The sequence below is a fragment of the Treponema sp. R8-4-B8 genome, from assembly GCF_054786175.1.
In genome coordinates, this window is sequence record NZ_BDHE01000060.1 from 1 (window position 1) to 2,507 (window position 2,507).

Annotated in this window: 3 protein-coding genes; 2 read left to right on the forward strand and 1 reads right to left on the reverse strand. The window is 43.8% G+C overall.

Annotation, left to right across the window (positions count from 1 at the left end):
- On the reverse strand, positions 1-793 hold a 793-nt coding region (locus ACYVRA_RS06110; protein ID WP_461251863.1), incomplete at its 3' end, for a hypothetical protein.
- Between the two features lie 154 nt (positions 794-947).
- Here ACYVRA_RS06110 and gap point away from each other — a divergent pair.
- Positions 948-2,000, forward strand: coding sequence for a type I glyceraldehyde-3-phosphate dehydrogenase (gap, locus tag ACYVRA_RS06115; RefSeq protein WP_461251864.1), 1,053 nt, complete (start codon positions 948-950; stop codon positions 1,998-2,000).
- Between the two features lie 136 nt (positions 2,001-2,136).
- Positions 2,137-2,507: phosphoglycerate kinase (gene pgk / locus ACYVRA_RS06120; RefSeq protein ID WP_461251865.1), on the forward strand; the 371-nt coding region annotated here is incomplete at its 3' end.

The window sequence follows — 2,507 nt, forward strand, 5'->3', positions numbered from 1 at the left end:
TTTCCGCAATTTGCATATAGATACTGTGGTTTTGAAAATACAGCTTCAATACATTGGCAATAATAACAAGGGCTTCCTTCTGCCCTTCAGTAAACGGCACGTTCATGTCCACCGTCCCTATGGCGCCGTAGAGCTTGCCGTCTATCCAAATATGTATCCCTAAAGTGGAGTGGGCAGGATCGTTCTTTGGGTGAAGAATAAGGATTTGACCGCTCTTTTGAGCGATATGCAGGGAAATTTTGCGTATTTCTTCGGGAGTATAAAAACTGTCCATTACAAATCCGGGTACATTGACTTTTTCCCAAATGGTTCCCTCGGTAGGGCATGAAATAGAACCGGCTGTGCCTATAATGCTCAAATTATTATTCATAACAAGTATAGGGTTTAAAAGCTTCTGCGCCGCGATATTTAAAAAAACATCAATAGGTTTGTGGTTAATAACAGCCAAAAGAAGCGAGTCATGCCACGCGTCATAGGAGGCAAGAAGCGCGTTCCCCGTTTGAATTATCGTCTCAACAGGAACGCTCTTTTGGAGATGAATGATAGTATCGGCTTTTTCAGGAATATCTTTGGGAATATTGCCGCAAATGAGGATATGTTTTGGGCAATTCTCACAAAAGGTCTTTGTGATTTTGTCGGAATTGACGACATAAACGTATTCGGGATCAGTTTCAAAAAGCTCGGCAGAATAGTAGTGAAACCCTCGAATTTGCGCTTTTGTGTTGTTTATTTTATGCAAAACAGGCTTGTATTCTGAAAATCCGTCAATGATAATTCCTAAAGTCATATGCATTTACTGCCTCCTGCTTTCGTCAAAAATGACGAAAACTCAAATATCATTTTTATTATATGAACATATATTGTTCACTGTCAAGCGAATAAAATATATATACATTTATTATGATTTGATGTACCATGTTAAAAATTGAGAAAATAGGAGGACTTTTATGAAAGTCGCGATTAATGGGTTCGGGCGCATCGGGCGCTTGGTGTTCCAGGCTCTGGTAGGACAGGGATTGCTGGGAAAAGACAAGATTGAAGTAGTAGCTGTGGTTGATATTTCCACCGACGCAAAATACTTCGCCTATCAGTTAAAATACGACTCAACACAGGGTCAGATGAAGGCCGACATCGGCACCGATGGTGATGATGTTCTGGTGGTCAACGGCCACAAAATTAAATGTCTGTCCGGCAAGGGGCTTACTCCGGATCAGCTTCCCTGGAAGGAAATGGGAATCGACTATGTGGTAGAATCCACAGGTATTTATACCAACGAGAAGGCTTACGGTCACATTGCCGCCGGAGCGAAAAAGGTCATTATTTCAGCGCCGGGCAAATCGCAAGATGAATCCAAACCGGTTAAGACCATCGTCATGGGCGTGAACGAGAATGAATACGATCCGTCAAAGCACCATGTTCTGTCCAACGCAAGCTGCACCACAAACTGCCTTGCGCCGATAGTTCATGTAATTCTTAAGGAAGGATTTGGGATTGAAACCGGCCTTATGACCACCATTCACTCCTATACCGCCACACAGAAAACCGTAGACGGCGTTTCCCAGAAGGACTGGAGAGGCGGACGCGCTGCGGCTATCAATATTATTCCATCCACAACCGGCGCGGCAAAAGCCGTAGGCGAAGTGCTTCCCGTCACCAAGGGCAAACTCACCGGAATGAGCTTCCGCGTTCCCACACCCACCGGCTCAGTGGTAGATCTGACTTTCCGCGCTAATAAAGACACATCTATTCAAGAAATTGACGCGGCCATGAAAAAAGCTTCGGAAACCTACATGAAGGGAGTTCTTGCATACTGCGATGAGGAAATCGTTTCAACCGACATCATTCACAATACCCACACTTCAATTTATGACAGCAAAGCCACCCTTGAAAACAACCTCAAAGGCGAAAAACGCTTCTTTAAGGTAGTTTCATGGTACGACAACGAGTGGGGCTACTCGAATAAGATTGTCGATTTGATAAAGTACATTGATAAGAAATAATGAACAGTGAGTAATGAGCAGTGAGCAGTGAGAAATGAAAAATGAGCAATGAACAATGTAATCAAGCTATGCGTGGAACCATCACGAATAGATTGCTTACAAAGACATTGCTCATTAATTGATAAAGGAGTAAATAATGATCAAGACCGTAAAATCAGTTGATCTGAAAGGCAAGCGCATAATAATGCGCGTGGATTTTAACGTTCCCATGAAAGACGGGGTGGTGCAGGACGATACGCGAATTGTCGCGGCAATTCCTACCATTAAATACATTCTGGAGCAGGGAGTTAAATCCCTAACGTTAATGTCGCACTTGGGCGATCCTTCCAAAGACGCGAAGAAAGCGCAGGAAAAAGCCGAGAAGGACGGCAAAACATTTGACAAGGACAAGTATATCAAGGGCAAGCACCGCATGGCTCCTGTCGCGGCGTATCTTGAAAAGAAACTTGGAAAGCCGGTAATTTTCGCGGGAGAAGACGGCTGTTACGGGAAAAAGGCTTTTATCGG